We start from the raw sequence: 25,635 nt of genomic DNA, 5'->3' as shown, positions 1-25,635 counted from the left end.
AGCGCGGTCACGCGCCCCGGTCGAACCCCATCGCGTAGGCGTGCGCGAAGAGGCGCCCCCCGGCGCCCGAGAGCGCCGCACCCAGCACCCCCGACCGCACCCCGTGGATGCCGGAGGCTCCCGGGCGGCCGAGAGCCGTGTTGGCGCTCGCGATCGCGGCGGCGATGCGCGCCGACCGCACCCGCCGGCGCTCCCACCGGTCGAGTTCCGTCTCGGGTGCGTCGCCCGTCGCGATCCACCGCGCGAGCAGCGGCGCGAGCCCGGCCGCGTCGAGCAGCCCCAGGTTCATCCCCTGGCCCCCGATGGGGCTCACTTCGTGCGCCGCGTCGCCCACCACGAACACGCCGCCGCGACGCAACCGGGGAGCGACCACCCGCCGCACCCGGAACGAGGTCGCACCGGACACGAGCGCCGCGGCATCCGCTTCGCCCCTCGTGCGCATCGCGGCCCGCAGCCGTTCGTCGCGCTCGGCGTCGGTGGTGTCGGTGTCGTCGCCGCGGCCGTCCCACGCGACGAAGCGCCGCCTGCCGCCGGGGAGCGGGAACGACTCCAGCACGCCGCCGCGCGAGAGGTGGACGACCGCGACCTCGGCGTCGGGGCGCGGCGCGACGTCCGCGTCGGCCATCAGGTAGCGGTCGGCGTACGTCCGCACCGCGACCGCACCCGGGCGGTAGACGAGGTCGCGTCCGCCCGCGCCGGATGCCACGACCGCTGCCGTGGCATCCCACTCCTGCTCTCCCGAGGCGGTCTGCGCCCGCACGCGCACGTGTCCGGCGACCGTCCGCACACTCGTCACGGTCGCCCCGCGCACCACCTCGGGCGCGCCGACGGCGAGAGCGGCCTCGGTCGCGGGCTGCGGAAGGGTCGCGACGAAGGGGAACCGCGCGGACAGGGCGTCGAACCGCACGACGCCGAGCACGCGTCCGTCGGTGCGACACTCGCCGCGGTCGACGCGCGTCGCCGTGGCGAGGATGCGGTCGGTCGTGCCGCTGTGCTCGAGCGCGGCGAGCACGGGCGCGTGGAGCCCGATGGCCCGTGACCGTGAACCCGGTTCGGGCCGACGCTCGAGGGTGACGACGTCGATGCCCCTGCGGGCGAGCTCGGCAGACAGCAGGATGCCGACCGGTCCCGCCCCGATCACGACGACGTCAGGCACGACCGGCCCCCACCGCGAGGAGCCGGAACGGTGCCGGCTGGTGGACGGTCCAGCAGCTCCCCAGGGCGGCGCCGAGCTCGGCGGGGCGGTAGCTGCGGCGGATGGAGCGGAGCCCGTCGGTGCGCAGGAACGTCCCCGGCGCGAGCGGCGTGATGCCCACCGCGTAGAGCGCGTACGCGGCGGGGGAGCGCCGGATGTCGGCGTGGAGCACCGGTCCTCGGGAGAGCGCGAGCGAATCGGCGGCGAACGCCGCGAGCCCGGGCGCGTCGAGGTGGTGGAGGACGTGGTTCGACAGCACGACGTCGAACGCGGCACCCTCGCGGAGCAGCTCGGCCGAGTCGGCGCACCGGAAGTCGACGCCGGGCTGCGAGCGAGCGGATGCCACGGCGTGCGCCCGCGGGTCGGGGTCGGCGCCGAGCCACGTCGCGTCGAGACCGTCGCGGCGGGCGAGGGCGGCGAGCCGGGATACGACGTCGCCGCCGCCAGAGCCGAGGTCGAGCACCCGCGCGGGACGCCCGAGGGTGGCGAGGTGCGGCGCCAGCACGCGGCGGTACACCCGGCCCCACCCCGAGATGAGCCGGTTCACGGTGTCGAAACGGCGGAGCGTCGCCGCCAGGCGTGCGGGGTCGCAGTCGGGATCGTCCATGAGCTCGCGCACGACGGTGTCGCGCTCGCGCAGGCTCATACCTTCGCCGCCACCCCGGCGACAGGCCCCGACGCGACGGGCGCCGACTCGACCGACGCCGACGCGACCGACACCGGTGCGACGGGTGCGGACGTGACGGGCGACGCGCGGCGCGTGAGCAGCGCCGACTCGACCGTCAGGCCGGGGCCGAACGCGAGCGCGGCGAGCGTCTCGGACGGCGGGCCGTCCATGAGCGTCCTCAGGATGAAGAGGATGGTCGCGCTCGACATGTTCCCGTGCGTGCGCAGTACGGCGCGGGATGCCGCGAGCGCATCGGGCGCAAGGTCCAGCCCCGACTCGACGCGATCAAGCACGCTGCGGCCACCCGGGTGCACCGCCCAGGTCGTCGGCGTCTCGCCGGCCAGGAACGCGCCGACCGCCGCGCGGATCTCGCGGCCGATGATGCGGGGGACCTCCGCCGACAGGGTCATCTCGAAGCCCGCGTCGCCGATGGTCCACGCCATGTCCTGCTCGCCCTCGGAGGTGAGCGTCGTGCCGAAGCGGCCGAGTTCGAGCGACGGTCGGATCGTGCGCCCGGGAAGGTCGGGCCGCGCGCTCACGACGGCCGCGGCCGCGCCGTCGGCGAACACCGAGGCGGCCACGATCTGCTCCGGATCGGCGGACGGGCGGAAGTGCAGCGTGCACAGCTCACCGCACACGACCAGCACGACCGCCTCGGCATCCGCCGCGCTCAGCGCCGACGCGAGACGGAGCGCCGGGAGCGCTGCGGCGCAGCCCACGAATCCGAGATGGAACCGCTGGACCGCGGCCGGGAGGCCGAGGTCGCGGACGAGCCGGTAATCCGGTCCCGGCGCGAACAGGCCCGTGCACGAGACGGTGACGACGTGCGTGACCTCGTCGGCTGCCACCGCGGCGTCGGCGAGCGCGGCGCGCGCCGCTTCGGCGAACAGCGGCGGTGCGGCCCGCACGTACTCCGCATTGCGGGCACCCGTCGACGGCGTGAGGAGAGCGCCGTCGGCATCCAGGACCGGGAAGCGGCTGTCGGCATCCGTCGACGTCTCGCCGTCGTCGGGGAGGAACCCGGACAGGACCGTATGGCGCGTGTCGATCGCCGCGGCGTCGAACGCGGCGTGCACGAGCCGTCGGGTCAGCCGGTCGATGCCGGGCTGCGATGCGAACAGGTCGCGGACGTGCTGCTGCGGCAGGCGCGTCGGGGGAACGGCGGTGCCGATCGACAGGATGCGGGCGGGCATGGTTCACCGTAACCGGGTCGCGCGGATTCCGGCACGGGGGTTGCGCGCGTCAGCGGATCAGTTGTGCGTCAGCGGATGCCGGGCGGGAGGTCGCGCGTGCGCCAGAACGGTCCGATGACCACCGGCAGCGCCGACAGCACCGAGCCGGCGGCACCGATCCACAGGGCGGGGACCGTCCCGAGCCACGTGCCCAGCCAGCCCGCGGCCAGGGCGGACAGCGGCATGACGCCCCACACGCAGAACCGGATCGACGCGTTCATGCGGCCGAGAAGGCGCGAGGGGGTGATCCGCTGCCGGAACGTCACCTGCGTGATGTTGTAGACGAGCACCGCGAAGCTCATGACGAATCCCTGCACGACCAGCAGCGCGAAGGCCCCGGGCGTCGGCAGGAGCACCGCGAGCGGGAACGGGATCACCGAGAGGCTGAAGGCGATCGCGCTCAGTGGGATGGCGCGCCCCTCGCCCACGCGCGCCACGATGCGCGGGGTCGCGATCGCGCCGAGCAGGCCGCCGACGGCCCCCAGCGAGAAGACGAGCCCCATCACCTCCGGCGTGAAGCCGATGATGCGCAGGTAGTAGATCGGCATGAGCGTGAAGATGAACGTGCTGAAGAGGTTCGAGATGCCCGTCGTCCCCACGATGCGGCGCAGGAACGGGTTGCCGAACACCCAGCGGAGGCCCTCTGCGATCTCGCGGTGGAGCGGGGCGTGGTCCTCCGGCGCGCGCAGCTGCTCGTGATCGCGGGTGCGCAGCAGGGCGATGAGGGATGCCACGTACGTGCCGACCGTCGTGAGGATCGCGAGCGGCGCCGTGAGGATGCCGACCAGCCAGCCGGCGACGGCGGGACCGCTGAGACCGGCGATCTGCTGCGTCGACTCGAGCTTGCCGTTCGCCTCGGCGATCTGGTCGGGGCGGACGAGCGAGGGGACGATCGACTGGTACGACACGTCGAAGAAGACGGTGGCGATCCCCACGACGAGCGCGACGGCGTACAGGTGCCACATCTCGAGGTGACCGGTGAGGTAGAGCACGGGTACCGCCGACAGGGCGAGCGCGCGGACGGCATCCGCCCAGATCATGACGTGGCGTTTGCGCATGCGGTCGATCCACGCCCCGGCGGGAAGGCCGACGAGGAGGAAGGCCGCCATGGCCGCCGCGTTGAGGTAGCCGACCTGCGCCTCCGTGGCCTGGAGCAGCAGCACGGCGAGCACGGGGAGGGCGAGCTCGGTGATCTGCGACCCGAACTGGCTCAGCGCCTGGCCGCCCCACATGGTCAGGAAGTTGCCGTCGCGCCACAGCGACCCGCGGGGGCCCGGGGCCGGGGGTGCTCCCTGATCGGCCTCGACGGCATCGCCGGCGTCGGCGCGCGACATGCCGGACGGCGACTCGGCGCGGGCTGCCGCGATGGTCTCGGGCGACTCCGATTGGGACATGCCAATCAGTGTTGCCGAGTGATTGAGAGAAGTCAATCGCGCGCTACCATGGCCGCATGGACGACGACACGGTCCAGACGACCGCGCGGGCATTGAGCTCGCCCCTGCGCCTGCGCATCCTTCGCCTCTGTCGCTTCGACGCGCGCACGAACAAGCAGCTCGCGGAACTGCTGGGGGTCAACCCGGGCACGATGCTCCACCACGTGCGCACCCTCGTCGACGCCGGCTTCCTGGAAGCGCAGCCGGCCCGCGCCGGCGCGAAAGGCGCCCGCGAGGTGCCGTATCTGGCGACGGGGCGATCGTGGAACGCGCCGATGGACGAGGCGGTGCCCGTCATGATGGAGACCGTGCGGCAGCAGGTCGCGCTCGCCGACCCCGGACGAGTGCAGCTCGCCTGGCTCGGGCTGCGGCTGTCCGCCGAGCACCAGGCGGCACTCAGCGAAGAGATCGTGGCGCTCTTCGACCGCTACAAAGACCTCCCGCCCGATCCGGACGGCGAGGCCTACTCGCTGACGATGATCCTCCACCCCGACCTCAACCCCCGCCAGGACTGAAGCCGCCGGGGGCCGAGGTTCGGGCGGTCTCAGCCGCCGGCGACCACGAGGGTCGAGAGGGGCAGTCGCGTGCGCGGGGCGAGCTCGCGCTCCCGCAGTGCTTCCGGAGCACCGTCGAGGTCGCCGAGCGCACCGACGGCCATGACGGTCACGGCGGCGAGGTCGTCGCCGAATCCGAAGGCCTCCGCGATCGCGGCGCGATCGAATCCGCCCATCTGGTGGGTGTGCAGGCCGGAGGCGTGCGCCTGGATCGTGAAGTAGGCGGCGGCCTGTCCCGCGTCGTACGACGCCCAGGCGAGGGGCTTGCCCTCGATCGAGGTCGTCGTGGCGAACACCACGAGCGCGGCAGCGTCGGCGGCCCACGCCTGGTTGAAGCCCATGAGCGACGCGACGATCGCGGCATGGGCGTCGGAGCCGCGTCGCGCGACGACGAAGCGCCACGGCTGCGTGTTGTTGGCCGACGGTGCCCAGCGGGCCGCCTCGAGGGCGCTGCTCAGCGCGGCTTCGTCGATCGGCGTCTCGGGGTCGAACACGCGGGTGCTCCAGCGTTCGGCCATGACGTCGAGGATCTCGGCGTCGGTCTGGGCGGTGTGGACGGTGATGGTGCTCATGGCGTCTCCTCGGGTCTTCCAGTACGGTCGGACGCCATCGTCCACGTGTATGCAACCGCATGGGATGCCGTTCTGTTCCCACCGCCCGGTCGTTGAGCGAGCGCAGCGAGTCGAAACGCAGCACCGAAACGCACCCCGCCCGGTCGTTGAGCGAGCGCAGCGAGTCGAAACGCAGAGTCGAAACGCAGAGTCGAAACGCGGAGCCGAGTCACTGCACCGAAACGGCACACCCCTGGCGCCGCCGCGCCGGGAACGACAGGCTGACATCGTCGACGCATCTCAGCGCCGTACCTCAAGGAGGAGAAATGGTCGCGTTCGTCTCATCGTTCTCGGGGTTCTCCGTGAACGACATCCCCGCCGCGGAGACGTTCTACCGCGATGTCCTCGGCCTCACGGTCGAGAGCAACAGCATGGGCATCCTCGACATCTCGCTCCCCGGAGGCGGACACGCGATCGCCTACCCGAAGGACGATCACGAGCCGGCCACCTTCACGATCCTGAACTTCGTGGTCGACGACATCGACGTCGCCGTCGATGCGCTGCAGGCGGCGGGGGTGGAGACCAAGATCTACACCGACCCCGACTTCGGCACCGACGAGCGGGGCATCGCCCGCGGCAACGGCGGGCCGGACATCGCGTGGTTCCGCGACCCGGCGGGCAACGTACTGTCGGTACTCGTCGACTGAGGCGTTTCGTCTCGTCGCTGCGCTCCTCGCTCAACGACCGGTGGGGCACCGCCTATCGGGTGGCGTTTCGTCTCGTCGCTGCGATCCTCGCTCAACGACCGGTGGGGCACCGCCCTCGGGAGCGGCACCCCACCGGTCGCTGCTCGGTCGTTGAGCGAGCGCAGCGAGTCGAAACGCAGAGACGAAACGCAGAGACGAAACGCCGCGCCGCGCGTCAGGCCTTCAGCGCCTCCGCGAGCTTCACGCGGGCGCCCATCCGCAGGAGCGAGTTCTCGTAGATCTTCGCCCCGACCGCGATGGCGGCCGCGCACGTCGCGAGCAGGATCGCCAGCGACACGAGCGGCTCCCACCACTGCGCCTCGCCGAGGAAGATGCGCACCGGCATCCCCACCGGCGCCGAGAACGGCACGTACGACATGACCGTCATGACGACGGGGTTGTCGTTGAAGAAGATCACCAGGAAGTACGGCGCCATCACGAGGAAGGTGAGCGGGGTCGTCGTGGAGCCGATGTCCTCCTGACGCGACACCATCGCCGCCGCCGCCGCGAACAGCGACGCCAGCAGGATGAAGCCGAACAGGAAGAAGACCGCGAACCACACGAGCGGAGCCCCGAGCCCCGTCAGCAGCGCACCTTGATCGGTGACCGTGAGGCCGACGATCGCGATCGCCGCGAGCCCGATGATCTGACCCATCGCGAGCACCGTGTTGCCGAGCACCTTGCCCGCCAGCAGGGCGCGGGTGGGGATCGCGGAGATCAGCAGCTCGACCACTCGCGTCTGCTTCTCCTCCACGACGCTCTGCGCGATGGTCGATCCGAACGTCAGCGCGGCCATGAAGAAGATGAGCCCGAACCCGAGGGCCACGAAGTACCGCAGCGCCCAATCGACGCCACCGGTGTCGAGCAGCTCGACGGTCGGCGTGATGCTCAGGAGCTGAAGCAGCCCGCTCGGCGGCGCCTCGTCAGCGACCACCGTGAAGCCGAAGGTGTCGCCGGCCGCGTCGGAGGGCACGAGTGCCGCATCGACGTCGCCGGCGCGGACCAGGTCGCGCGCGGTGTCGGCATCCGTCGCCTCCGTCACCTCCAGGGCGTCGGCATACGGCGCGACGGCCGACGACGTCTGCGGTGTCACGGCGACGGGGATGCGGTTGTCGGCACCGGCCGAGATGCCACCCCAGACGACGGATGCCAGGGCGATCACGAACAGGATGCCCGTCGAGATGAGGAACGCCTTGCTGCGCAGCTTCGAGCCGATCTCGCGCTCGGTGACGAGCCAGACGCTCTGGGCGAAGGAGGGGGCGGACGCGGTCACTGGATGACCTCCTTGAAGATCTGGGCGAGGGACGGATGGCGGGGGGCGAAGCTGGCGACGTCGCCCGCGTCGACGGCGCGGCGGAGCACGCGCTGCGCGGCCTCCTCGGTGTCGGCGTCGAAGAGCGCGTACCCGCCGTCGAACTCGAGCACCTCGATGCCCGGCTCGTCGCGGAGCCAGCCGGCATCCCCTGTCGAAACGAGCTCGAACCTGCGCTGCGCGTGCTGCGCTCGCAGGCCCTCCCGCGTGCCCGAGGCGCGGATCGTGCCGCCCGCGATGATGACGAGGTCGTCGCACAGGCGCTCGACGACGTCGAGCTGGTGCGAGGAGAACAGCACCGCAGTGCCTTCGGCGGCGCGGGCCTGCAGCACCGCGGCGACGACGTCGACGGCGAGCGGATCGAGTCCCGAGAACGGCTCGTCGAGGATGAGCACCTTCGGGTCGTGGACGAGCGCGGCGGCGATCTGCGCACGCTGCTGGTTGCCCAGCGACAGCGTCTCGATGTTGTCGTTCAGCCGCTCGCCGAGGCCCAGGTCCTGGAGGAGCACGGTCGCGCGCGACGTGGCATCCGCCTTGGAGAACCCGTGGAGCCGCGCGAGGTACACGATGTGCTCCAGCACCCGCATCTTCGGGTACAGGCCGCGCTCCTCGGGCATGTAGCCGAACTGCCGGCGGTCGCTCGCGGTCACGGGCTCGCCGCCGAGCGTGACGGTGCCGCCGTCGCGGGCGAGCACGCCCAGCACGATCCGCATCGTGGTGGTCTTTCCGGCGCCGTTGCCGCCGACGAAGCCGGTGAGCCGGCCCGGAGCGACGGTGAAGCCGACGTCGTCGAGCACACGGCGCCCGCCGTAGCTCTTGGTGATCCCGCTCAGTTCGAGCATGCGCTCCTCCTCAGGTGGTGTGGTTCCACGCTACGGAGCGGCGCGTGCGGTCGCCTCCGCCCGGTGGGGGAGATCCGCGTCTCCATCGGGTGGCGGAGTGCGGCGGAGTGCGGCGGAGGGTGGCGGAGTGCGGCGGAGTGAGCGAGGGTCAGGCCAGACCGTGCCGGTGGGCGAAGACGACGGCGGCCACGCGATCGCGCGCGCCGAGCTTCTGCAGCACGTTCGACACGTGCGTCTTCACCGTCGCCTCGCCGATGTACAGCTCCTGCGCGATCTCCGCGTTGCTGCGCGCCTGCGCGAGCAGCCGCAGCACCTCCGCTTCGCGCTCGGTGAGATCGATCGGCGGAGGCGCCGGTGCGGCGGCGGGCTCCGGCGGGGTGGCACCCGCGGCGAACCTCTCGATCACGCGCCGCGTCACGGCCGGCGCGAGCAGGGCGTCGCCGGCTGCCGCGACGCGCACCGCGGCGATCAGCTCCTCCGGTCCGGCGTTCTTCAGCAGGAAGCCGCTCGCCCCCGCCGCGAGCGCCTGGAACAGGTAGTCGTCGCGGTCGAAGGTGGTGACGATGACGACGGATGCCGCGACCGCCGGATCGGCGACGATCCGCCGAGTGGCCTCCAGCCCGTCCATGTCGGGCATCTGGACGTCCATGCAGATCACGTCGGGGCTCAGTCGCGCCGCGGCGGTGACGGCTTCGATGCCCGTCGCCGCCTCTCCGACCACGACGATCCCCTCCTGGCTCTCCAGGATCATCCGGAACCCCGCCCTCATGACGGCGTGGTCGTCGACCAGCAGCACCCGCACGGCGCTCATCGCGCGGCCCTCGCGGCCCCCGCGGCGGTCACGCGGGCCGAGACCGGCACTCGCGCGCGCACGAGCCAGCCGTCGCCACGGGGCCGCGGTCCGGCGTCGAGCACGCCCCCGGATGCCGTGGCCCGCTCCCGCATGCCGACGAGCCCCAGCCCGGGCCGCCCGCCCCCGCGGACGACGCCCGTGCTGGACACGTCGAGTTCGATCACGTCGACGCCGTAGCGCAGTCGCACGTCCGCGGTAGCGCCCGGACCGCCGTGCCGACGCGCGTTCGTCAGGGCCTCCTGGGCGATCCGGTACAGGTTCACCTGCACGAGATCCGGTGCGTCCAGCGGTTCGCCGACCACCGACAGCGTCGTCGGGAGCCCGTTCGCCGTCGCGTGCGCGACCAGGTCGGGAAGGGCGACCAGGCGGACGGTGGATGCCGGACTGTCGGTGCCGTCGGCATCCGTCGCATCCGAAGTGCGCAGCGTGTCGAGGAGGTTCCGGAGGTCGGTGAGCGCGCCGCGCGCGGAGGTCTCCACCGCGGCCAGGGCGGTGCGGGCCGCCTCGGGGTCGCGGTCGAGCACGGCCCGCGCCGCCCCCGCCTGTACCCCCATGGCGGAGACGTGATGGGCGACGACGTCGTGGAGTTCCCGCGCGATGCGCACGCGGTCGAGGGCGACGGCCTGCGCCGCCGTCAACTCCCGTTCGCGCTCGAGCTCGGCCGTGCGCTCCTCGAGGGCGCGGCGCGACTGGGCGTCGGCCCACGCGCGCTCTCCGAAGAAGTACGCGCCGCCGAAGAACGCGGCGTTCACCAGGAACTGGATGAGGATCCACGCCGCGAACGGGGAGAACAGTCCGGCGCGGGAGAAGCCGTCGTCGCCGGGTTCGGTCGCCGCCTGGAACGTCGTGACGAGGAGCCACACGAACATCCCGACGATGACGGCGAGCCGCACGAGGGTCGCCCGACGCCGGTCGGCGACGTACGCGCCGACCGTGTACATCGCGAGGAACAGCGACACGTTCGCGACGTACACCTCCGGGATGCGGAGGGTGACCCCGACGAAGAAGGCGATCGCCACGACGACGAGCACGATCTCGGGGTGCCGGCGGCGGAGCGCGATCGGCAGCGTCAGCACGGCGGCGTACACGAGCGACCACGCGAAGGGCGGCGACTCCTCGCCGTAGAAGCCGGCCACCTGACCGAGCCAGGCGCTCACGATCGCGGCGACGAACAGACCGGCGGCGAGCCACACGTCCCGCCGGGAGATCGGGGCGCGCGAGGTGGCGCCGCCGGTGAGGGGCGCTGAGTCGGGGGAGCTCATGCCTCCACGGTACGGGGGAGGCGCCGGTGCGACCTCCCCCGTGAGACGGAGCCGCGGGCGCGTGGGGCGGGGCGGGTGCGGGGGTGCGGGGGTGCTGGGGCGCGGGGGTGCGGGTGGCGTGAGCGCGGCTCGGGCACGTGGGCACGGTGTGGCGAACTCCTTCGATTCGTCGCGCGGGGCGGTGGCTTGGCCCGGAAACACGCGCTGCGGCATCCGAGCCGTCGACGGATCGAAGGAGTTACCCACGCCGGCGGCGGAGCACATGCGCGCGCGACCCGGCATACGACCCCGGCCCCGCTCCGCAACCGGCCATCGCTCCGCCCTGCCACCGCTCGCTCCACCCCGACCGGCCCCGGCCCGGCCTCACGGCCTGCCCTGGTGGTGCAGCGCGCCGGCCGATACTGTCGGGGCATGGCAGAGCAGCCGGGCGCGCGGGGCGCATGGAACCTCGTGGGAGCGATCGTCTCGAGTGTCGCGGCGACGGTGCTCGTCGTGGCCGCCGTCGCGATGGTCGTGTTGTGGAGCGCCCAGGGCATGATGCCGTGGTCGGGCGACAGCGCCGGCTTCATGTTCTGGTGGGTCGCCCCGCTCATCGGACTGATCGGCGTCTCCCTCTTCGCCGTCGGCTCCAGCTACGCGAAGCAGTGGCGGCTCGGGCGGATGCCGTGAACCTCCGACGCGGGGAGCGCCGGGCATGACCGGGCGCATCGTCATCGACGTGTTCAGCACGCTCGACGGCGTAGGGCAGGGTCCCGGCGGTCCCACGGAGGACACCTCGGGCGGGTTCCGCCACGGCGGGTGGCAGGGCCCTCTCACCGACGATGTCGTGGGGCGCGAGATCATGGCCGGGATAGAGGCGCTCGACGCGCTGCTGCTCGGACGGAAGACCTACGACATCTGGGCTCCGTACTGGCCGTCGTACGGCGACGGCGCCGCGAATCCGATCGCCGCGAAGTTCAACAGCGTGCCCAAGTACGTCGCGTCACGCGGTCGGCCGGCTCTGGAGTGGGAAGGATCGGAGCAGCTGGGCCCCGACACACTTGCCGAGGTCGCGGCGCTGAAGGAGCGTCACCGCGAGATCCACGTCGTCGGCAGCCTCGACTTCGCTCGCACCCTGATCGACGCCCAGCTCTTCGACGTGCTCAACCTGTGGATCTTCCCCGTCGTGCTGGGCGAGGGCAAGCGGCTCTTCGCCGAGGGGATCGCCCCAGGGCAGCTCGTGCTCCAGGAACCACCGCTCGCGGCGGGCACCGGGGCCGTGCTCCTCCGTTACGGCCCGGCAGGCCGGCCGCGGATGGCCGACATCGACCCGCGCGACGACTGACCCGGCGAACAGGCCCCGGCGCCACGGCCCATGCCGGAGCGCGGCGTCAGAAGATCATCGGCCGATCGTCGTCGGCGCCGTCGAGGTCGAGGTCGACGACCACGGGGACGTGGTCGCTGGGGATCTCGCCTTTGCGCTCCTCGCGGTGGATCGCGGCATCGACGACGGCGTCGGCGAACGCGTGGGATCCCAGGATGAAGTCGATGCGCAGGCCCTCATTGCGGGGGAAGCGCAACTGCTTGTAGTCCCAGTAGGTGTAGCCGGTCGGTACGAGCGGGCGCACGGTGTCGGACAGCCCGGCGCCGAGGAGCGCCTGGAACGCGGCACGCTCCGGAGGCGACACGTGGGTGGTCACGCCTTCGATCACCGTGGGGTCGCCGTTGTCGGCATCCGTCGGCGCGATGTTGAAGTCGCCTGTGAGCGCGAGGGCGAGGTCGGGGGATGCCGCGAGCGTCTCGGCGGTGTAACCGCGCAGGGCTTCGAGCCAGTCGAGCTTGTAGCGGAAGTGGGGGTCGTCGAGCGACCGGCCGTTGGGAACGTAGAGGCTCCACACCGTGACGCCGCCGATCGTCGCGCCGATCGCACGGGCCTCCTGCGGGGCGTCGGGTCCGTCGTGACCCTTCGCGAACCCGGGCATGCCGGGGAACCCGATCTGCAGATCCTCGATGGGCTCGCGGCTCGCGATCGCGACGCCGTTCCACTGGTTCAGGCCGTGCGCCTCGACCGTGTACCCCGCGGCCTCGAACTCCGCGTAGGGGAACTGCTCCGGCTTGCACTTGATCTCCTGCATCGCGAGCACGTCGATGTGCTCGCGCACGGCGAAGTCGACGGTGCGGGCGACGCGGGCGCGGATCGAGTTGACGTTCCAGGTGGCGAGGCGCATGGCATCCAGCGTATTGGCCGTCGCCGACGTCGCCGTCCGTGTCCCTCGCCACCGCCGAGGCCGAAGGGCCGGCCGTGACGGCGGGCGGCGGATACTCCCGGCGCGAGCGGCGGGAGCCGGCGCCCGCGGCGGGTAGCGTCGGCGGCATGTCCGCAGCGGTTCCTCCGCCCGTGTCCGCCGTCTCCCGCGGAGTGCGGGCGGGGTTGCTCGCGGTGGCGTGGTTCCAGGCCGTCTCGGCGCTCGTCGGATGCGCGGGCCTCACGTTCGGCGGGGGTCTCGGCATCCCGCTGGAGTGGTTGGAGGCGACGCCCTTCGACTCCTACGTCTGGCCGGGCATCGTGCTGGGGGTGGTGGTCGGCGGGGCGCAGGCGGTCGCGCTCGGCGCCCATCACGCGCGCTACCGCCTCGCGTGGGGGCTCCATGCGGCGGCGGGGATCGTGATGATGGTCTGGATCTTCGTCGAGATCTCTCTGCTGCTGGTGTGGTCGCCGTTGCACGGCGTCTACTTCGTGACGGGCACGGTGCAGGTCGTGCTCGCCGTCATCGCCCTGGGCGCGTGGCCTCACCCGTTCCTCTCCCGCTGAGCGTGCCCGGGCTCAGGCGGAGAGCGCGGTCAGGATGTCGGAGACCCGCTCCTTCGCGTCGCCGAAGAGCATCTGCGTGTTCTCGCGGAAGAACAGCGGATTCTGCACACCGGCGTAGCCCGAGGCCATCGACCGCTTGAAGACGATGACGTTCGCCGCCTCCCAGACGTGCAGCACCGGCATTCCCGCGATGGGGGAGCCGGGGTCTTCCGCGGCGGCGGGGTTGACGGTGTCGTTCGCCCCGATCACGAGGACGACGTCGGTCGCCGCGAAGTCGTCGTTGATCTCGTCGAGTTCGAGCACGATGTCGTACGGCACCTTCGCCTCGGCCAGCAGCACGTTCATGTGCCCCGGGAGTCGGCCGGCGACGGGATGGATGCCGAAGCGCACCTCGATCCCGCGGGAGCGCAGCGCCGCCGTCAGCTCGGCGACCGGGTACTGCGCCTGCGCGACGGCCATGCCGTACCCGGGCGTGATGATGACCGTCGACGCGGATGCCAGGAGGTCGGCGGCGCCGGCGGCGTCGATCTCGCGGTGCTCGCCCTGCTCCTCGTCGCCGCCGCGGGGAGCCTCGATGCCGAACCCGCCCGCGATCACCGACAGGAACGACCGGTTCATCGCCTTGCACATGATGTACGAGAGGTAGGCACCGGAGGAGCCGACGAGGGCGCCGGTGACGATCAGCAGGTCGTTGTTGAGCAGGAAACCCGCGGCGGCCGCCGCCCATCCCGAGTAGCTGTTGAGCATGGAGACGACGACGGGCATGTCGCCGCCGCCGATCGACGCGACCAGGTGCCACCCGAGCGCGAGGGCGAGCACGGTGACGGCGACGAGCAGCCAGATCGACGGCACGACGACGTACCAGACGGTCAGGGCGACGAAGGCGACGAGAGCGCCCACGTTGAGGGCGTTCTTGCCGGGCAGCATGAGGGGCTTGGAGCTCATCCGCCCCGAGAGCTTGAGGAACGCGACGATCGACCCGGTGAAGGTGACCGCGCCGATGAAGACGCCGATGAACACTTCGGCGTGGTGGATGTCGACGAGTTCGGCGGGCACGTCTGCCGCCGCCAGGTGTCCGTTCCAGCCGACGAGCACCGCGGCCAGGCCCACGAAGGAGTGGAGCAGGGCGATGAGCTCCGGCATCCCGGTCATCTCGACGATGCGGGCGCGCCACAATCCGATCGCGCCGCCGATCGCGACCGCTCCGATCAGCAGCACGAGACCGATCGTGGCTCCCGGGGAACCCCACGCGCCTGCCGCGGTGACCCACACGGTGGCCACGAGCGCGATCGTCATGCCCGCGATGCCGAAGCCCACCCCGCGCCGCGAGGACGCGTGGGTCGACAGGCCGGCCAGGCTCAGGATGAACAGCAGCGCCGCGACGACGTAGGCGGCGGCCGCGACGGAAGACGCGAGATCGAGGGTCACTTGTCGGCCCCCTTCTGGAACATGGCGAGCATGCGCCGGGTGACGGCGAATCCGCCGAAGACGTTGATGGATGCCACGAGCACCGCGATCGCGGCGAGGACGCGCACGAGCGGGTCGTCGCCGGTGATCTGCACCATCGCGCCGACGACGATGATGCCGCTGATCGCGTTGGTGACGCTCATGAGGGGCGTGTGGAGGGCATGGGCGACCTTGCCGATGACGTAGAAGCCGACGACGACCGCGAGCGTCAGCACGAGGAAGTGCTGCGGCAGGGGTGGCGGCGCGACGGCGCACACGAGGAAGAGCGCGGCGATACCTACGGCGGTGAGGGCCGTCCTTCCGCGCCGCGACAGCGTGCGGCGAGGCGTCGGAGCGGCGACCTCGGCCGCGGCGGCGGGCGCGGGTGCGGCCGAGACCTGGACGGGAGGCGGCGGCCACGTGACGGTGCCGTCGTGGGTGACCGTCACGGCCCGCTGCACGACGTCGTCGTGGTCGAGGACGAGCGCGCCGTCCTTGCCCGGGGTGAGCAGCGCGAGGAGGTTGACGAGGTTGGTGCCGTACAGTTGCGACGCCTGCTGCGGCAGGCGCCCTGGCAGGTCGGTGTAGCCGAGGATGACGACGCCGCCCTCCGTCACGACGCGCTCGCCCGCGACCGATCCGACGACGTTCCCGCCCTGCGCCGCCGCCATGTCGACGATGACGGAGCCGGGCTTCATCGACGCCACGTCGGCGGCGGTCAGCAGCACCGGCGCCGCGCGGCCGGGGATGAGGGCGGTGGTGATGACGATGTCGACGTCGGCCGCCTGCTCCGAGTAGATCTCGGCCGCGCGACGGTCGTACGCCTCGCTGGTCGCCTTCGCGTAACCGTCGGACGACACCTCCTTGTGCTCGTCGGGCACGACGACCTCGAGGTACTCGCCGCCGATCGAGCGCACCTGGTCGGCGACCTCGGGGCGCGGGTCGGTGGCCCGCACGATCGCGCCGAGACTGGATGCCGCGCCGATCGCGGCCAGTCCGGCGACACCCGCCCCCGCCACCAGCACCTTCGCCGGCGGCACCTTTCCCGCGGCGGTGACCTGGCCGGTGAAGAAGCGGCCGAACTCGTGCGCCGCTTCGACGACGGCGCGGTAGCCGGCGATGTTGGCCATGGAGCTCAGCACGTCCATCGACTGCGCCCGCGAGATGCGGGGCACGGCATCCATCGCGAGCGCCGTCACGCCGTGAGCGGCGAGACGCTCGAGGAGGTCGGGGCGGAAGGCCGGACTCAGGAGCCCCACGAGGGTGGCGCCCGAGCGGAGCAGGGCGATGTCGGCATCCGTCGGCGCGCCCACGGTCAGCACGACGTCGGACCCCCACGCCTCGCGGCGGTCGACGAGGGTCGCACCGGCTTCGACGTAGGCGCTGTCGGGGAACGACGACGTCGCCCCCGCACCACGCTCGACGACGACCTCGTGGCCGAGGCCCCGGATCTTGACGACGGTCTGAGGTGTCGCGGCGACCCGCGTCTCCCCGTGCTGCTCCGCGACGACGGCGATGCGGGCCATGGTGCTCCTTCTGGTGCCGGTCGCGGTGCCTCGGGAGTCGGCGACGGCGACTTTCCCGACTCTAGGCCCCGTGTCCACCGTGCCGGCGCAAAAGTCACGTGAAAAACGGCGGTTCTTGCTCAATAGACTCGGGGGCATGACCGCCGCCTCCACCCCCGCGCTCGAAGCCGACCGTCAGTCCCTCATCGGCCTGATCCGCGAGGAGGCCGTCTTCCACGGCGACTTCACGCTGTCCAGCGGCAAGAAGGCCTCGTACTACGTCGACATGCGCAAACTGACGCTCGACCACCGTGCCGCACCCGCGATCGGGCGCATCATGCTCGACCTCATCCGCGACGTCGACGGCATCGTGGCGGTCGGCGGGCTCACGCTCGGCGCCGACCCGATCGCCAACGCGGTCATGCACGAGTCGGCGCGCACCGACACCCCGCTCGATGCCTTCGTCGTGCGCAAGGAGCCGAAGGACCACGGGCGCGGCCGTCAGGTCGAAGGCGCCGACGTCGTCGGCAAGCGCGTCGTCGTGGTCGAAGACACCTCCACCACCGGGCAGTCCGCCCTCAAGGCGGTCGAGGCGCTGCGCCGCGAAGGCGCCGAGCCGGTCGCCGTCGCCGTGATCGTCGACCGCAAGACCGGCGCGCAGGCGGCCGTCGAGGCGGCGGGACTCACGTGGCTCGCCGCCATCGACCTCGACGACCTCGGCCTGCAGCCGCAGTGAGGCGCCGCCGCTCCGGCGGCAGCCCTCGCCCCTGAGCCGCGCGCGTCAGTCGCGCGTCAGTCGTCGTTGCCGCGGTTGCGGAAGAACTGCACGGCGAGCACGATGACCGTGCCGACCATGACGACGCCGGTCGCGGCGAACAGCAGCGTCTGTTCGAACTCGTTCATGGCATCCCCTCGTTCACGGCCGCTCGGGCCTTACAGCAGCTCGGGCATCTCGGACTCGACGGGCTCGGATGCCAGCAGGTCGGCGACCGAGTCGAGGATCTCGTCCGGACGGAACGGGTAGCGCTCGATCTCCGCGTCGTCGGAGATGCCGGTGCGGACGAGGATCGTGTGGAGGCCCGCCTCGATGCCGGCGATGACGTCGGTGTCCATGCGGTCGCCGATCATGCCCGTGTTCTCCGAGTGTGCACCGATCCGGTTCATCGCGGAGCGGAACATCATCGGGTTCGGCTTGCCCACGACGTAGGGCGCCTTGCCCGTCGCGTGCGTGATGAGCGCCGCGAACGACCCCGTCGCGGGGACGACACCCGACGGCGTCGGGCCCGTGGCATCCGGGTTGGTGATGATGAAACGCGCACCCGCGTTGATGAAGCGAATGGCCTGCGTGATGCGGTCGAACGAGTAATTGCGCGTCTCGCCGACGACCACGTAGTCGGGATCGGTCTCGGTCATGACGAAACCGGCCTCGTGGAGCGCGGTCGTGAGCCCCGCCTCGCCGATGACGAACGCCGTGCCGCCGGGGTGCTGCGACTTCAGGAACTCCGCCGTCGCGAGCGCCGACGTCCAGATGCGGTCCTCCGGCACCTTCAGCCCCGAGCGGGCCAGGCGCGCGCTCAGATCGCGCGGCGTGTAGAACGGGTTGTTCGTCAGCACGAGGAACGGGGTGCCCGTTGCGCGCCACTGCGCCAGAAGCTCCGCGGCCCCGGGGATGGGGCGGTTCTCATGGACGAGGACGCCGTCCATGTCGGTGAGCCAGCACTCGATATCGGCGCGTGTCCGCATGGGGCCAGCCTATCGGGGCGAAGCCGTCCTAAGGTCGGTTGCGTGGCACGCGACGAGTGGGACCCGCACGACCTGCCCGACCTGACGGGCCGGCGCTACCTCGTCACGGGCGCGACCGCCGGACTCGGCTTCTTCTCCTCGCTGCAGGTGGCCGGCGCGGGCGGCCACGTCATCATGACGGGACGCAACCCGCATCGCCTCACCGCAGCTCGCGCCGCCGTGATCCGCCACCATCCCGACGCCTCCGTCGAGACGCTGCTGCTCGACACGAGCAACCTCGGCTCCGTCCGCGCCGCTGCCGCCACCGCGCGCGGCCGCACGGGGCTCCACGGCCTCCTGCTCAACGCGGGCATCGTCCACCCGCCCCGCGAACGCGAGGAGACCCGCGACGGCCACGAGATCGTGTTCGCGACGAACGCGCTCGGCCACTACGCGCTCGCCGGGGAGCTGCTGCTCGCCCTCGCCGCGGGGCGCGGCCGGATGGTGTGGGTCGGCTCGATGTCGACGTGGCTGACCCCCATGGAGCTCATCGACCCCGAACTGCAGAACGAGTACACGCCGTGGCGGGCGTACGTGCAGTCCAAGATCGCTACGGCGTCGCTCGGCTTCGAGGCCGATCGGCGCCTGCGGGCCTCGAACGTGCCCATCGAGAGCGTCGTCGCGCACCCCGGCTACTCGATCAGCGGACGCACCCGCGGCATCATCGGCGTCAACACCCCGAGTCGGCTCAAGCGCTTCGGGGCGAACCTGCAGGCGCCCATCACCCAGTCGAAGGAGCACGGCGCGTGGACGCTCGTGCGCGCCCTCGTCGACCCGCTCGTCGAGGGCGGTCAGTTCTGGGGCCCCTCGCGCGGCTTCTCCGGCCCGCCGCGCCTCGCCGTCCCCACCCGCTCCGCCCGCGAACCCGACCTCGCCGCGCGCCTGTGGAACTACTGCGAACACGCCACCGGCACCGTCTGGCCCTACCTCAAAGCCAGCAAGGCCCGTCGGCGCTGACGACGCTCTCTGCTGAGCTCGGCGCGGTCGAGCATGTCCCGGTTTCGGTCGTTCTGGGCCGTCTCTAGCAGCCGAAAGTGGGACATGCCCTGCCGAAAGTGGGACATGCCCTGCGGGCCGGCTCAGGCCGTGAGCCACACGGCGGCCGCCGCGCCGTCGGGCAGCGTGAGTTCGCGACCGCCGTCGACGCGCACGGCATCCGCCGCCGTCACCGTCACCGTGTGCCCCACGTCGATCCCCGCCTGCTCCAGCGCGCGTAGTAGGGCAGGATCCCGGTCGCTCACGCGCAGCACCTGGCCGGTGTGGCCAGCGGCCGCTTCGTCGAGACGCACGAACGCCGACCGGTCGACGCGGCCCTCGGCATCCGGGATCGCATCACCGTGCGGATCGAATCGCGGATGCCCGAGCCGCGTCGAGATGCCCTCGAGGAGGCGGTCGCTGATCGTGTGCTCCAGCACCTCCGCCTCGTCGTGCACCTCGTCCCACGCGTACGCGAACTCCCGCACCAGCCACGTCTCGATCAGACGGTGGCGCCGCACGATGGCGGCCGCGCGCTTCTCCCCTTCGGCGGTGAGCGCGATCGGCCCGTACGGACGGTGCGACACCAGGCCCTGCGCGGCGAGCTTCTGCACCATCTCGGTCACCGTCGACGGGGCGAGCCCCAGTTCGGTGGCGAGCTGAGACGGCGTGATGTGCGCCGTCTGCCACTCGGTGTGGTGGTAGATCGTCTTGAGGTAGTCGTCGACCGCGGCGGAAGGCACGCTCCAGGTTAACCGCCCGAGAACACCAGCCACAGAAGCACGACATTCAGCGTGATGAGGAATGCGGATGCCGCCACGCCCGTCGCCGTCGTCAGCCACCGATTGCGGTAGTCGCCCAGCACGTCGCGGCGCGCCGTCAGCGCCACGAGGGGCACGAGCGCGAACGGGATGCCGAAACTCAGCACCACCTGGCTCAGCACGAGGGCGAGGGTCGGATCGACGCCCGACGCGAGGATGACGAGCGCCGGCACGAGCGTGACGAGCCGTCGGGCCAGGAGCGGCACCCGCACCCGCAGGAGGCCCTGCATGATCTCCGCCCCCGCATACGCGCCGACCGCGGTGCTCGCCAGGCCGCTCGCGAGCAGCCCCACCGCGAACAGTGACGCGACCACCGGGCCGATCCCGTCGCGGAGCGCCGCATACGCCCCCTCGAGGCTGTCCGTGCCGGGGACGCCCGAGAGCGCCGACGCCGCGAGGAGCAGGATCGCGAGGTTCACCGTGCCCGCGATCGCGAGGGCGATGGTGACGTCCCAGCGGGTGGCCCGGAGCAGGCGCGGCGTCGCGATCGCCCGGTCGGCGGGGTCGGACGTCGCGGCGGTGAAGCGGTCGCGGGCGAGGGCGCTGTGCGCGTAGATCGCGTGCGGCATGATCGTCGCGCCGAGGATCGACGCGGCCAGCAGCACCGAATCGGTGCCCTCGAAGCGAGGGAGGAGACCGCCCGCGACGCCCGCGGCATCCGGCGGCGACGCGAACACCCCGTACGTGAAGCCGAAGGCGATTACCAGGAGCAACCCGATCACGACGAACTCGAAGCTGCGCGCCCCGCGCCGCTGCTGCACCAGCAGGAGCGCGAGCGAGATCGCCCCCGTGGCGAGACCGCCCCACAGGAGGGGCACCCCGAACAGGAGCCACAGGGCGACGGCGCCGCCGATGACCTCCGCGACATCCGTCGCCATCGCCACCAGCTCCGCCTGCAGCCAGTACGCCCGCCGCCCCCACCGGTTCCGCAGGCGTGTGCCGAGCGTCTCGGCGAGGCTCCGGCCCGTGACGACCCCGAGCTTCGCCGACAGGTACTGGATGAGCCAGGCCAGCACGTTCCCCAGCACGACGACCCACACCAGGAGGTAGCCGTACCGCGCCCCCGCGGTCATGTTGCTCGCGACATTGCCGGGGTCGAGGTAGGCGACGCCCGCGACGAGCGCTGGCCCTAGCAGCCACGCGACGCGGCCGGGGCGCGCGTTCGTCGTTCGCCGCGACGGTGCGGTGACGGGAGATTTCGGCATACCGAAAACTGTAGCAGGAGTGCTTTCGGGTCGCCGAAAAATCGGCCCGATGTGGCGAACTCCTTCGATCCATGTGCGGGCGTGCGGGCGGCCCGCGGAAGGGCGCGGTGTCTGGCGGCGGGGCGGGGTGGATCGAAGGAGTTTGCCACGAGCCGCAGTGGCCACCCCGGAGGGACGCTGGGCCGATTGCCCACGCTCCGCGGTCGCAACTCCGGTAGAACGGTGGGCCGGATGCCCACTCCCCGCGGTCACGACTCCGGATGAACGGTGGATCTACGTCCGCTTACCGTGGCTGCGCGGGCCGTCCTTCGGCGGCGCGGCCGTCCGCGCCGCGCAGGATTCCGCAGTTGTGGCGACGGCGCTGGATACCCTGAGTCGGTGACCGTCCCCCACACCCCGCCCGAGCCGGCATCGCCCGAGGCTGCAGAGCCCGAGGTCGCGCCGGAGCTGCCGGTCGAGCCGGAGCTCCCCGTCGGCGTCGGGCCGTGGGCGGACGGACCGTGGCCCGACGACGAGCGATACGACCGCGAGCTGCTCGCGGCCGGCGATCGGCGCAACGTCATCGACCGGTATCGGTACTGGACGATGTCCGCGATCGTTGGCGACCTCGATGAGCACCGGCATCCGTTCCACGTCGCGATCGAGAACTGGCAGCACGACATGAACATCGGATCGATCGTGCGCAGCGCCAACGCGTTCGGTGCGGCCGAGGTGCACATCATCGGACGGCGCCGGTGGAATCGCCGCGGCGCGATGGTGACCGATCGGTACCAGCACGTGCGTCACCACGAAGACGTCGCCGGGTTCACGGCCTGGGCCGCCGGAGCGGATCTCCCCGTCGTCGCGATCGACAACGTCGACGGCTCCGTTCCGCTCGATCGTGCGGATCTGCCGGAGCGCTGCGTGCTGCTGTTCGGTCAGGAAGGTCCCGGACTCTCCGCGGAGGCGCTGGCCTCGGCATCCGCTGTCGTCGAGATCACGCAGTACGGATCGACGCGCTCGATCAACGCGAGCGCGGCCGCTGCCGTCGTCATGTACGACTGGTGTCGGCGCTGGGCCTGACCCCGCGCCGCGCTAGCTGAGTCGCACCGTGGCGGCCGGGGCATGTCCCTTTTGGGCGGGGCATGTCCCAGTTCTGGTCGTTTAGGGATGCCGGTTTCGACCGAAAGTGGGACATGGTGGTGCCCCGGCTGGGGCGGTGGCGGGGCATGTCCCCGTTCTGGTCGTTTAGGGATGCCGGTTTCGACCGAAAGTGGGACATGCCCCCCCCCGGCCCCCCGGCCGCGGGGTCACACCTCGACGGTGAGCCACTCCGGGCGGCGGACGCGCCAGCCGAGCGTCGCGAGCCGCGCCACCATGTACACGCCGAAGAAGCACGCCGCCAGCCACGCGAGTCCGGCCGCGCCGCCCGGCTGCAGCACGCCCACCAGCACCAGGGCCGGCGCGTACGGCACCAGATTGAGCACGCCCGCCAGCGCGAGGTACTTCGCGTCGCCCGCCCCCATGAGCACCCCGTCGAGCACGAACACGACACCGCACACCGGCTGCGCGACGGCGAGCACGAGCAGCGCCGGCTGCACGAGGGCGGCGACGGCGGCATCCCCCGTGAAGGCGAGTCCGATCACGCCTGACAGTGCGGCGATGAGCGCCCCGACCAGGATGCCGAACCACGCGCCCCATGCGACGGTCCGCCCGAGCACGCGTCGCACGAAGGGCTCGTCGCGGGCGCCGAGGCCCCGGCCGATGAGGGCTTGCGCCGCGATGGCGAGCGCGTCGAGGGCGAAGGCGGCCGTCGAGAAGATCGTGAACGCGACCTGCCAGCCGGCCAGCTCGTCGGTGCCGAGCGCGGTGGCCACGGCGACAGTCGCGAGCAGGGCGACGCGCAGCGAGACCGTGCGCAGGAACAGCCATCCTCCCGAGCGGGCGGAGCCGCGCACCCCGTCGCGCTGCGGCAGGACGGATGCCGAGTGCCGCCGCGCGAGGCGACCCACCACGAGCGCGTACGCGCCGACCATGCCCCACTGGGCGGCGACGGTGCCGGCGGCGGAGCCCGCGATGCCCCAGCCGAACCCGTAGATGAAGAGCCAGTTGAGGAGCGCGTTGGCGGCGAACCCGAAGCCCGCGATCCACAGCGGGGTGACGGTGTCCTGCATGCCGCGGAGAAGGCCGGTCGCCGCGAAGACGATGAGCATGGCCGGGAGTCCCCACATTGACAGCTGCAGGTAGATCCGCGCCTGCTCGGCGACATCGGGGGATGCCCCGAACATCGCGACGAGTGTCGGAGTGAGGACGGAGCCGGCGACGGCGAGGAGCGCCCCCAATCCGAGGGCGAGCCACAGCCCGTCGATCCCGGCGCGCACCGCGCTCGTGTGGTCGCCCGCGCCGAATCGGCGGGCGACGGCCGGGGTCGTCGAGTAGGCGAGGAAGACCATGAGGCCGACGATCGTCTGGAGCACGGCCGAGGCGATGCCGAGGCCCGCGAGCGGCACGATGCCCAGGTGTCCGACGAGGGCGGCGTCGACGATGAGGAACATCGGCTCGGCCACGAGCGCGCCCAGCGCGGGGACGGCGAGGCGCAGGATCTCCCGGTTGAGGGTCAGCGCGGCCATGGGACGAGCCTAGGCTGGAGGTACGACGCGCACGTCGAGCGGAGGAGGGGTATGTCGCTGTCGCGCCTCTCCCGCCCCGTCGCCCGCCTCCGGCGCCGCCTTCCCACGTGGGCTCGCGTCGTGCTCGACGTCGCGGCGATCGTGCTGGGTGCGGTCCTGGCGATCCGCCCCACGACGGCGCTCGACGTGCTGGCGCTCCTGCTGGGCGGCGGCATGGTGCTGACCGGCATCCTGCAGTTCTTCGACGACGCGCGCGCGGAGTCGACGCGCGCCCGCTGGCGGTTCGCTCTCGTGGGGGTGTGGCTGGCGGGTGGCGTGTTCGTCCTGGTGTGGCCGGGCCTGACGGTGCGTGTCGCGGCGGTGCTCGTCGGCGGTGCGCTCCTCCTGGCAGGCACCCTGGGTGTCGTGGGCGCGTTCCGTCGCGGGCGGGGCCTCGACGAACGGATCTCGGATGCCGCGTTCGGCGCATCCGGACTGATCTTCGGTGCGGTGGCCCTCGCGTGGCCCGACATCACGCTGCTGGTGACGGCGGTGGCCTTCGGGGCGTGGCTGCTCGTGCTGGGGATCTCGGGGCTGTGGACGTTGCTGCGCGCGCGACGCGACCGCGCCTCGCGGGGCACGCGCACCCCCGCCCGCCGCTGGGGCCGCACGGTCGTGGCGCTCGGCGCGGTGGCGCTGGCGGTGACGACGGCCCTCGTGACGACACCGCTGCGCGAAGGTTCCTCGGTCGTCGACGAGTTCTATGCGGCGCCCCGTGACATCCCCGACGAACCGGGCCGCCTCATCCGCGCGGAGCCGTTCGAGAATCAGGTGCCGGCCGACGCGAACGCGTGGCGCATCCTGTACACGACGACCGGTGTCGACGGTGCGGTGCGGGTGGCGAGCGGACTCGTCGTCGCGCCCCGGAAGGGCGACGGCCCGTGGCCGGTGATCGACTGGAACCACGGCACGACGGGGTTCGCGCAGCATTGCGCGCCGTCGCTGCTGGAGAAGCCGTTCTGGGCGGGCGCGCTCTTCCAGCTCCCGCAGATCATCGACGAGGGCTGGGCGCTCGTGGCGACCGACTACATCGGGCTCGGCACGGAGGGGCCGCACCCGTACCTGATCGGGCCTCCCAGCGCCTACGCGTCGCTCGACGCGGTGCGCGCGGCGCAGGAGCTCGACGAGGCGAGACTCAGTGCGAACACCGTCGTGTGGGGCCACTCTCAGGGCGGTGGCGCGGCGCTGTGGACGGGCGCGCTGGCCCGCTCCTATGCGCCGGAGATCGTTCTGCGCGGCGTCGCGGCGCTCGCCCCCGCCGCCGATCCGGCCGCGCTCGTCTCCCAGCTCACCGATGTGACGGGCGGCAGCATCTTCGGCTCCTTCGCCTTCGCGTCGTACGAGGCGATCTACGACGACGTCTCCTCCCGCGAGTACCTTCGCCCGGGGGCGGTGGTGACGGTCCGCGCGATGTCGGAGCGGTGTCTGAGCGACCCCGGCACGATCGTGTCGGCGCTCGCCGCGCTCGGCCTGTCCGGCGATCCGGAGATCTTCGCGACGTCGCCGACGTCCGGCCCGCTCGGGCGTCATCTGCGCGAGAACACTCCGCCGCCGACCGTGTCCGCCCCGCTCCTCATCGCGCAGGGGAGCACGGACGGAATCGTGCGTCCGTCGACGCAGCTCAGCCTCGTCGACCGCTACTGCGAGGCCGGGCAGCTGCTCGACTACCGCCTGTACGACGGATTCGGTCACACGCAGATCGTCGAGCTGAAGTCGTCGCCGCTGCGCGAGGAGCTCCTCGCGTGGACGGCCGACCGCTTCGCGGGCGAGCCGGTGGAATCCGGATGCCGTCAGACCGAGATCCCGTCACCGTGA

25 protein-coding genes are annotated in these 25,635 nt (G+C 72.0%); 9 read left to right on the top strand and 16 right to left on the bottom strand.

What is annotated here, in order from left to right:
- Nucleotides 1-7: 7 nt before the first annotated feature.
- The 4 genes from ACSQ18_RS14175 to ACSQ18_RS14160 all read right to left on the bottom strand — a co-directional run bounded on the left by ACSQ18_RS14175 (nucleotide 8) and on the right by ACSQ18_RS14160 (nucleotide 4,488).
- The gene (locus ACSQ18_RS14175) at nucleotides 8-1,156 is read right to left on the bottom strand and encodes an FAD-dependent oxidoreductase (RefSeq protein WP_436038055.1); all 1,149 of its coding nucleotides are present in this window, start codon (nucleotides 1,154-1,156) and stop codon (nucleotides 8-10) included.
- A complete protein-coding gene (locus ACSQ18_RS14170) occupies nucleotides 1,149-1,841 on the bottom strand; it encodes a methyltransferase domain-containing protein (protein WP_436038054.1) in 693 nt (230 codons plus the stop codon). Before ACSQ18_RS14170 ends, ACSQ18_RS14175 begins: the two co-directional genes overlap by 8 nt.
- Entirely contained in the window at nucleotides 1,838-3,055 is a 1,218-nt protein-coding gene (locus ACSQ18_RS14165; RefSeq protein ID WP_436038053.1) for a type III polyketide synthase, read from the bottom strand. Before ACSQ18_RS14165 ends, ACSQ18_RS14170 begins: the two co-directional genes overlap by 4 nt.
- Before the next feature lie 68 nt (nucleotides 3,056-3,123).
- Nucleotides 3,124-4,488: an MFS transporter gene (locus ACSQ18_RS14160; protein ID WP_436038052.1), complete on the bottom strand. Its 1,365-nt coding sequence runs from the start codon at nucleotides 4,486-4,488 to the stop codon at nucleotides 3,124-3,126.
- A 56-nt stretch (nucleotides 4,489-4,544) separates the two neighbouring features.
- Here ACSQ18_RS14160 and ACSQ18_RS14155 point away from each other — a divergent pair, with 56 nt between their 5' ends.
- Nucleotides 4,545-5,042, top strand: coding sequence for a helix-turn-helix domain-containing protein (locus ACSQ18_RS14155; protein ID WP_436038050.1), 498 nt, complete (start codon nucleotides 4,545-4,547; stop codon nucleotides 5,040-5,042).
- A gap of 29 nt (nucleotides 5,043-5,071) precedes the next feature.
- Here the strand turns inward: ACSQ18_RS14155 and ACSQ18_RS14150 are convergent, their stop codons facing one another.
- Entirely contained in the window at nucleotides 5,072-5,653 is a 582-nt protein-coding gene (locus tag ACSQ18_RS14150) for a nitroreductase family protein (RefSeq protein WP_436038049.1), read from the bottom strand.
- A 305-nt stretch (nucleotides 5,654-5,958) separates the two neighbouring features.
- Between ACSQ18_RS14150 and ACSQ18_RS14145 the strand changes: the two genes are divergently transcribed.
- Nucleotides 5,959-6,339 carry a VOC family protein gene (locus ACSQ18_RS14145; protein WP_436038048.1) on the top strand — a complete coding sequence of 127 codons (381 nt, stop codon included), beginning with the start codon at nucleotides 5,959-5,961 and terminating at the stop codon, nucleotides 6,337-6,339.
- Between the two features lie 214 nt (nucleotides 6,340-6,553).
- Here ACSQ18_RS14145 and ACSQ18_RS14140 read toward each other — a convergent pair whose 3' ends face one another.
- The 4 genes from ACSQ18_RS14140 to ACSQ18_RS14125 all read right to left on the bottom strand — a co-directional run bounded on the left by ACSQ18_RS14140 (nucleotide 6,554) and on the right by ACSQ18_RS14125 (nucleotide 10,647).
- The gene (locus ACSQ18_RS14140; RefSeq protein WP_436038047.1) at nucleotides 6,554-7,651 is read right to left on the bottom strand and encodes an ABC transporter permease; all 1,098 of its coding nucleotides are present in this window, start codon (nucleotides 7,649-7,651) and stop codon (nucleotides 6,554-6,556) included.
- Complete coding sequence (locus ACSQ18_RS14135) at nucleotides 7,648-8,532, bottom strand: ATP-binding cassette domain-containing protein (RefSeq protein WP_144806497.1); 885 nt, start codon at nucleotides 8,530-8,532, stop codon at nucleotides 7,648-7,650. The genes ACSQ18_RS14140 and ACSQ18_RS14135 overlap by 4 nt, the downstream gene beginning before the upstream one ends.
- Nucleotides 8,533-8,680: 148 nt before the next feature.
- Complete coding sequence (locus ACSQ18_RS14130; RefSeq protein ID WP_436038046.1) at nucleotides 8,681-9,343, bottom strand: response regulator; 663 nt, start codon at nucleotides 9,341-9,343, stop codon at nucleotides 8,681-8,683.
- Complete coding sequence (locus ACSQ18_RS14125) at nucleotides 9,340-10,647, bottom strand: sensor histidine kinase (protein WP_436038045.1); 1,308 nt, start codon at nucleotides 10,645-10,647, stop codon at nucleotides 9,340-9,342. The genes ACSQ18_RS14130 and ACSQ18_RS14125 overlap by 4 nt, the downstream gene beginning before the upstream one ends.
- A gap of 411 nt (nucleotides 10,648-11,058) precedes the next feature.
- Between ACSQ18_RS14125 and ACSQ18_RS14120 the strand changes: the two genes are divergently transcribed.
- The gene (locus ACSQ18_RS14120) at nucleotides 11,059-11,316 is read left to right on the top strand and encodes a hypothetical protein (protein WP_436038044.1); all 258 of its coding nucleotides are present in this window, start codon (nucleotides 11,059-11,061) and stop codon (nucleotides 11,314-11,316) included.
- A 25-nt stretch (nucleotides 11,317-11,341) separates the two neighbouring features.
- A complete protein-coding gene (locus ACSQ18_RS14115; RefSeq protein WP_436038043.1) occupies nucleotides 11,342-11,971 on the top strand; it encodes a dihydrofolate reductase family protein in 630 nt (209 codons plus the stop codon).
- 46 nt (nucleotides 11,972-12,017) lie between these two features.
- On the opposite strand, the gene ACSQ18_RS14110 is transcribed toward ACSQ18_RS14115, so the two are convergent.
- A complete protein-coding gene (locus ACSQ18_RS14110) occupies nucleotides 12,018-12,854 on the bottom strand; it encodes an exodeoxyribonuclease III (RefSeq protein WP_436038042.1) in 837 nt (278 codons plus the stop codon).
- Between the two features lie 38 nt (nucleotides 12,855-12,892).
- Between ACSQ18_RS14110 and ACSQ18_RS14105 the strand changes: the two genes are divergently transcribed.
- Complete coding sequence (locus ACSQ18_RS14105; RefSeq protein ID WP_436038041.1) at nucleotides 12,893-13,438, top strand: hypothetical protein; 546 nt, start codon at nucleotides 12,893-12,895, stop codon at nucleotides 13,436-13,438.
- A gap of 12 nt (nucleotides 13,439-13,450) precedes the next feature.
- On the opposite strand, the gene pntB is transcribed toward ACSQ18_RS14105, so the two are convergent.
- Together pntB and ACSQ18_RS14095 are read right to left on the bottom strand one after the other, a co-directional pair.
- Nucleotides 13,451-14,866 carry a Re/Si-specific NAD(P)(+) transhydrogenase subunit beta gene (gene pntB, locus ACSQ18_RS14100; protein WP_436038040.1) on the bottom strand — a complete coding sequence of 472 codons (1,416 nt, stop codon included), beginning with the start codon at nucleotides 14,864-14,866 and terminating at the stop codon, nucleotides 13,451-13,453.
- The gene (locus ACSQ18_RS14095) at nucleotides 14,863-16,410 is read right to left on the bottom strand and encodes a Re/Si-specific NAD(P)(+) transhydrogenase subunit alpha (RefSeq protein WP_436038039.1); all 1,548 of its coding nucleotides are present in this window, start codon (nucleotides 16,408-16,410) and stop codon (nucleotides 14,863-14,865) included. The genes pntB and ACSQ18_RS14095 overlap by 4 nt, the downstream gene beginning before the upstream one ends.
- Nucleotides 16,411-16,546: 136 nt before the next feature.
- Here ACSQ18_RS14095 and pyrE point away from each other — a divergent pair, with 136 nt between their 5' ends.
- Entirely contained in the window at nucleotides 16,547-17,125 is a 579-nt protein-coding gene (pyrE, locus tag ACSQ18_RS14090; RefSeq protein ID WP_144806489.1) for an orotate phosphoribosyltransferase, read from the top strand.
- A gap of 197 nt (nucleotides 17,126-17,322) precedes the next feature.
- Here the strand turns inward: pyrE and ACSQ18_RS14085 are convergent, their stop codons facing one another.
- A complete protein-coding gene (locus ACSQ18_RS14085) occupies nucleotides 17,323-18,132 on the bottom strand; it encodes an HAD-IIA family hydrolase (protein ID WP_144806488.1) in 810 nt (269 codons plus the stop codon).
- A gap of 42 nt (nucleotides 18,133-18,174) precedes the next feature.
- On the opposite strand from ACSQ18_RS14085, the gene ACSQ18_RS14080 reads away from it, so the two are divergent.
- The gene (locus ACSQ18_RS14080) at nucleotides 18,175-19,128 is read left to right on the top strand and encodes an SDR family NAD(P)-dependent oxidoreductase (protein WP_436038038.1); all 954 of its coding nucleotides are present in this window, start codon (nucleotides 18,175-18,177) and stop codon (nucleotides 19,126-19,128) included.
- 122 nt (nucleotides 19,129-19,250) lie between these two features.
- Here the strand turns inward: ACSQ18_RS14080 and ACSQ18_RS14075 are convergent, their stop codons facing one another.
- Nucleotides 19,251-19,889 (bottom strand): metal-dependent transcriptional regulator, encoded by a 639-nt coding sequence (locus ACSQ18_RS14075; protein ID WP_436038037.1) that lies wholly within the window; start codon nucleotides 19,887-19,889, stop codon nucleotides 19,251-19,253.
- A gap of 8 nt (nucleotides 19,890-19,897) precedes the next feature.
- Nucleotides 19,898-21,172 carry an Nramp family divalent metal transporter gene (locus tag ACSQ18_RS14070; RefSeq protein ID WP_436038036.1) on the bottom strand — a complete coding sequence of 425 codons (1,275 nt, stop codon included), beginning with the start codon at nucleotides 21,170-21,172 and terminating at the stop codon, nucleotides 19,898-19,900.
- A 447-nt stretch (nucleotides 21,173-21,619) separates the two neighbouring features.
- Here ACSQ18_RS14070 and ACSQ18_RS14065 point away from each other — a divergent pair, with 447 nt between their 5' ends.
- Nucleotides 21,620-22,234, top strand: coding sequence for a TrmH family RNA methyltransferase (locus ACSQ18_RS14065; protein WP_436038453.1), 615 nt, complete (start codon nucleotides 21,620-21,622; stop codon nucleotides 22,232-22,234).
- Nucleotides 22,235-22,461: 227 nt separating this feature from the next.
- Here the strand turns inward: ACSQ18_RS14065 and ACSQ18_RS14060 are convergent, their stop codons facing one another.
- Nucleotides 22,462-23,781: an MATE family efflux transporter gene (locus tag ACSQ18_RS14060; RefSeq protein ID WP_436038035.1), complete on the bottom strand. Its 1,320-nt coding sequence runs from the start codon at nucleotides 23,779-23,781 to the stop codon at nucleotides 22,462-22,464.
- A gap of 51 nt (nucleotides 23,782-23,832) precedes the next feature.
- Between ACSQ18_RS14060 and ACSQ18_RS14055 the strand changes: the two genes are divergently transcribed.
- Nucleotides 23,833-25,635, top strand: coding sequence for an alpha/beta fold hydrolase (locus tag ACSQ18_RS14055; protein ID WP_436038034.1), 1,803 nt, complete (start codon nucleotides 23,833-23,835; stop codon nucleotides 25,633-25,635).

Source organism: Microbacterium sp. LjRoot45, assembly GCF_964253325.1.
Lineage (GTDB): Bacteria > Actinomycetota > Actinomycetes > Actinomycetales > Microbacteriaceae > Microbacterium.
This window is presented reverse-complemented; position numbering and strand designations above follow the sequence as displayed.